General features: G+C 38.1%; 7 protein-coding genes. 6 read left to right on the forward strand and 1 reads right to left on the reverse strand.

Going from position 1 to position 5,565, the window contains the following annotated elements; translation table 11 throughout:
* Window positions 1–589: hypothetical protein (locus CHK_RS04605; protein WP_046442867.1), on the reverse strand; the 589-nt coding region annotated here is incomplete at its 3' end.
* Between the two features lie 215 nt (window positions 590–804).
* Between CHK_RS04605 and CHK_RS16310 the strand changes: the two genes are divergently transcribed.
* From CHK_RS16310 to CHK_RS04620, 6 genes are all read left to right on the forward strand, one after another.
* Window positions 805–948 carry an AgrD family cyclic lactone autoinducer peptide gene (locus tag CHK_RS16310; protein ID WP_131924770.1) on the forward strand — a complete coding sequence of 48 codons (144 nt, stop codon included), beginning with the start codon at window positions 805–807 and terminating at the stop codon, window positions 946–948.
* A gap of 293 nt (window positions 949–1,241) precedes the next feature.
* Window positions 1,242–1,637: a hypothetical protein gene (locus CHK_RS16315; RefSeq protein ID WP_131924767.1), complete on the forward strand. Its 396-nt coding sequence runs from the start codon at window positions 1,242–1,244 to the stop codon at window positions 1,635–1,637.
* A 124-nt stretch (window positions 1,638–1,761) separates the two neighbouring features.
* Window positions 1,762–2,886, forward strand: coding sequence for a DUF6034 family protein (locus CHK_RS04610; RefSeq protein WP_046442868.1), 1,125 nt, complete (start codon window positions 1,762–1,764; stop codon window positions 2,884–2,886).
* Between the two features lie 61 nt (window positions 2,887–2,947).
* Window positions 2,948–4,396 (forward strand): DUF6034 family protein, encoded by a 1,449-nt coding sequence (locus CHK_RS04615; RefSeq protein ID WP_046442869.1) that lies wholly within the window; start codon window positions 2,948–2,950, stop codon window positions 4,394–4,396.
* Between the two features lie 427 nt (window positions 4,397–4,823).
* The gene (locus tag CHK_RS16570; RefSeq protein WP_160295591.1) at window positions 4,824–4,988 is read left to right on the forward strand and encodes a hypothetical protein; all 165 of its coding nucleotides are present in this window, start codon (window positions 4,824–4,826) and stop codon (window positions 4,986–4,988) included.
* Window positions 4,989–5,037: 49 nt separating this feature from the next.
* Window positions 5,038–5,565 (forward strand): DUF6034 family protein (locus tag CHK_RS04620; RefSeq protein ID WP_046442870.1); only part of this gene is annotated, 528 nt, incomplete at its 3' end.

A 5,565-nucleotide genomic window follows, 5' to 3' on the forward strand; every position in this document is an offset into this window, starting at 1 on the left:
CTACATCCGATTCCACATGAGTAAAGTTCAAAGTACGTTCTGCGTTTATGGAGAAACCTACAATTTCAGCGACTGAAAAAATACCGATGGCAACAATGCCAATAGAAATGATCTGAATGGCGGGAGACAAAGAAATCTTATTCTTTCTTGGGATTTGTGAGAGTATCCAATACAGTATGATTACAACCAGAATATAAAAAATCTGGACACCGAAACGCGCCATTGATGGAGATAAAGTATCCACGATATTCAGACCGCTGATGAGTGGTAAAATATTTGATAAAATCAAATTAGCGATATTTGGGACGAAGATTCCTATTATACCCCATAATATTTTAGGTGGTATCTTGTCGGAAAAGCATACAAATGGATAAATAAGTTTTATGATAGAACATACGACGATAACTACATTCGATTCCACATGAGTAAAGTTCAAAGTGGTCTCAATGATAATTATCGCAAGCAAGCCTAAATAGGCGTATTTTTTGCCTCCTGGATAAAAATCTAATTGTCTTGACAACATATAAAACAAAAAGTAACACTCGAGAGAATTAACGCAGATTTCCCATAACACCCAGAGTAAAGACATTCTTATTTCCTCCCCTGCCTATAAGACGAATTTTAATCTCTACATAATTAAGTATATAGTATTTTTGAACGTATGCACAACTATTCGCTTGATGAAATCGGCTATTCGCGTGATGTGTGATACAAACAGATTTTAATGTGATATTTTAGTAATAGCCAGACAATCCTGTCCGGCAGTTTACCAAACCCAAAAGTAAATATTAGGAGGAAGAAGAAATGAAAAAGAACGCCAAAGGTTTCAAAAAGATCATGGTCAAAGCAACGGAAAAATCATTGATTTCCATTGCAGATGTTTTTGCAGGCTTGCCTTGCCATGGGCCATGGTATGAACCAAAAGTGCCTCAAAAATTAAAAAAATGAATGACATTTCTGGCGGGATGGGAATAGGATATTTTACCCCCTATTCCCGTTCCCAGAAAAAATACTATAAAGTCTTTGCTGGCTTGGAACGCAAGGCGAGAAAAAAGGAGGGAGTCCAATGGGAAATAAAAAGTCCTTACAAAACTGATGGCGCTAACCCTATCGCGTAGGCGATAGCCAGCTTCGTAAGGACTATACCACAAAGTATACCGAGGAATCCGATGGATTTCAACACGCGAATTCTATGATTCATAAACATTTCATATGTTTGTGAAGTGAGAAAGGAGATAATCATGAAAAAATCAACGAGAATAGTTGTCATGGTACTGGTAGTTATTATGGTTCTTGCTGTAGCATCGACAGCATTGGCAAGTTCGCAAACGCATTCAAATCGAAAGATATATGGCGGGCCTTCCCAGTCGGTTATGTGGGCAACAAGGGATAGATCAGTCAATATTGAAGCCCGTGTCGATTCATGGGTAAAGCGGGGCCAAAGTAATTGGAGAATGCGCGGATATAGCACAAGTTCTGGCTCGACTTGTACTGTACTTTCCCCAGAAATCGTACGTACCGGAAATTGGTTAGCAGATTTTACATCTTATCCGTCAGGCGTAAATATCAAAATGAGTATTGCAAGTTCCAGCTCGAGTGATTATCTTATTTTCAGTAGTGGAGTAACATACTGCTAATCTATTATATCAATTTATTGTTAGCGGCTTTTCAGCCGCTAACAATAAATAAGAGTGACAATGAGGAATTGAGTAATTATCAATTTTTCCGCTTGATTGCAATATTAGACAAGGATGAGCGATTATGGGTAAAAGAAACAGACATATTCTTATAATTACAATATTGATCGTAAGTTTTATACTTGTTGTTGCAGCGTGTAGCAATTCAAATATCGTTCCAATCAATACAATCAATAAAACCGCAGAAGCAATGGCTCCTGATAAAGAAACATATCCAATCACAAAGGTAGAAAAAAAGATTTTCACAGATGAGCAGATTCTTTCCTATGTTCAACAATTCACTAATAGTACGGAAATGTATTCGGATTGGGGAGCGATAGGAGATTTAACAAAAGATACCTCAACAGTTAGCTCGACTTCGCAGCTAATTCTCTCTGAACTTGAGTCCGGTGTCTATCATGATGCGTATATAAAACAAGCTGACGGTTCAATAGCACAATGTACGTTTGCGCGTAACCATAATAACTTTGCATATAGGAAAAATATGAATCTGGAAGTATACCCACAAAGTTTAATCGACGAGGATATGGCTACTTATATGCCGAAATCCCCTTCGATTTCAAAACAATCGGCGCATGAGCAAGCCTTAGAATATGCAAATGATATCGGAGCAAATGATTTATCTTTGTTCACCGAAGAAGCATGTACTATCGTCTTGGATGGTGAGATTGATTCATATGGATGGATTTTCACATTTACGAGAAATATAGATGGATTGCAAAAAATATACTATCCGAGTTCGTACTATTTAAATCCCAATGTCCCGCCGGATTATGGATCACCATGGGAACCGGAATTCCTCAGGATCGCCATAAACGAAGAGGGATTATGTTTACTGTGGTATGAGGGGGCTTGTAAAATAACCAATGAGGAAAATATGTCTGCAAAAATTGAAGATGTTGACACAATGGAGGCTCAAGCCATAGATACTCTACAAAAAATATTTGCGTCAAGTAGCACTGATGAAGAAGCGCTTGATATCAATATTACGAAGTTTGAATTAGGGATTGATTTATTATCTTCTGAAAAAAAGGCCGACCAAGGCGAATATATTCCAACGTGGACAGTTAATTTCGATTATGGCTATCCGGATTCAACGTTCAAATCACAATCATCTATTGTTCTAAATGCTATTGATGGGAGTTATATTGAACCAAGAGTAACTAATCAATATTTGGCAGGCATATAGGTGGATATCGTCGCTTATAGAAGGAGCTAATCGATAAAATGTACGAAAGGGAGACCGGCATATGAAAAAAATGAAAGCAAAATCTTACTCTATATTTTGGATTTTCATTCTTTGTATTTCTTTTTTTGCAACCGCTTGTCAAGCTACCCCTAATCAAGCTGCCGTTGTCGGAAAAAGTGATGCGAATTTTCAGTCTGCAAATGATTCCAATGAATCCGATCCAAATTCAGGTGGTCTTTTGATTCAAACACTTGGTGCGCCAGACCGTTGGGTATTGGATGGATCAGGCGCATCAAGCAATTCGCACATGACATTAAACATTGACGCAGAAATTGTTCTGCCGTCAGTTTCACAAATTCCCGTTGTTTCCGCTAGCCCAAGAAATTTTACGCAAGATGATATTGATCTAGTCAAAAATACTTTTTTTGGTGAAAATGCCGAATATCGTGAGTATAGTGTGGAAACAAAAGAAAATATTGAGGAACATATTCTGTCTATAAAAAAGGAATTAAGCACACTCGATAATTCTTCTGAAAGCACCTCTCATCGTGACCAACTAAATAGTAGAATAAATGAGCTTGAGACCGAATATATATCTGCGCCAAGTGAAAGCGACTTAAAAGAAGCAGAACCAATTCTCCAGAAGGGTTTTGTAGTTCCTGGTTCTGAAGGTGGGGAATGTGAAGGTTTTTCTGTTAGCACAAATAAAGATGGAAAAAGATATATATTTGAGACTGCAAATAATTGGCTTGGATATCTTACCTACATGTGTATAAATGACGGAGATTGGGCCTACACCGCGACATCAGGCGAACCATATAACATTAGTATATCCAAAGAAGACGCCGCAAAAAAAGCAACTGAATTAGTTTCAAAAATTACACAAGACTACGAATTATGTTATGTTGGTTGTGCTGCAAGGCAAGCAAAGTATTCTACTAATAATTGGGGATGGGCTTGTGTTTTTATGCGTAGCATAAATGGGTGTCCAACAGCGTACGCATCAAACGAAATAGGTGAGCATATGGAAGATACGAATGCCACACCAATAAGGTATGAAAAAATTATGGTTGTTGTTGATGACGGTGGGATCGCTTCTTTCAAATGGGAAAGTCCAATGGCAATCAACTCAGTAGAAACTGAATCGGCCGATCTGATGTCATTCAACGAAATTGAAAAGATCGCATTAGATGCTATAAATACTGACTATATGGCGCAAAATGATATGTATGATAATTTTACAGTAGATGTCACGCGGGTTGAATTAGGTCTCATGAGGATCAAACAACCTAATAGTGGAGCATATTATTACTCTCCTGTTTGGAACATTTTCTCCAAAATTACTTCTGCTACTTTGCCAGGTGAGGCGTCCGAAACTTTTGATGAACCACAAGCTTATGATGATGCAGGAAATCCTATTCGTCTTGATAGTGGATTCACCGAAGTTTGGGGGCCTGTTACACTAAATGCAATAGATGGGAGCAGGATTGATCGAAATGTAGGATATTAAGTTTCAGGATTATATCATAATGAAGAAGGATATGCAAAGGAAAACAGCTCCGATTATTATTATTTGCCCGTATGGAAATTCTTTATTGAACTTGAACATACCGACGGATACTATGAGCGAACAGGAGTGGAACCTCCATGCAACGATGACTATATAGACGAGAATGGAATCCATCCAATATCAACTTTGAATATTCACGGGGATTAGATGTGATTACGCTGAACGCGCTGGACGGCACCGTGATTGATAATAGTCTGGGATATTAAACTCTTTCAAACGGCCGAACTCGTTATATGAAATAATGCAGATAGGATATGTTCGTGTGAACACTTTTAAAACAGACATAAAACGCTCCCTTATGTCATGAGGCTTCATAGTAGGACTGACAGGGCTTACCGCAGCGGCGTTCTTCGGCGTGTTCGACTAAATGCTGCCCATATTTCAGGGGCAGATGGAGGGCGGGCTTCCGGCGGGGTACTCTATCCAGCTTGCCCTCTCGTCCCTACAAACGGACGTTGTGCTCTTGGCGCTTCCCATCCTTTCCGCCCTGCCCTTTACGGCGGCGTTCGTGGACGATCATAAAAGCCTCTAAATGTAATTGATGGAAGTATCATTGACAGAAGTATAGGATATTAGTTATTATGAAAAATTCTAAACAGAAATTGAAAAATAGTATGAATCAAGAACGAAAGAACATTATGATAAAAATAATAACAGTTATGATTTTGGTTATTATTTCTACTTGTGTCATTATTTCATGCCAAAAGACACCAAGCGACAAATCGGTTGTTGGAAAAAACAACCAATCGTATGAAGAGTCAGAAGCATCATCTGGCATTCCTATAAGTAGTTCTTCTTGGAAAGAGAATATAGTAGTCGGAGATAAGATAAATCTAAATATTGATGCGGAAATATTATCGCCACAAGCTAGTCAAGTACCTGTACTGACAGTCGAAATGATTGGTTATACTCAAGAGGAAGTGAACCAATATATCGATGTATTATTTGGGGACGCTAAACTATATGATGCAAAGATTATCCGAAGCAAGACTGATATTGAACAAGAAATAATTCAGGCAAAAAAAGATTTACAGGATGCCAAAAATGGAAAAATCACTTTAGAGAATGGAACAGAGGATCTTGAAAAATATCTGAAAAAATTGGAAGAG

Source organism: Christensenella hongkongensis (assembly GCF_000981035.1).
Taxonomy (GTDB): Bacteria; Bacillota; Clostridia; order Christensenellales; family Christensenellaceae; genus Christensenella; species Christensenella hongkongensis.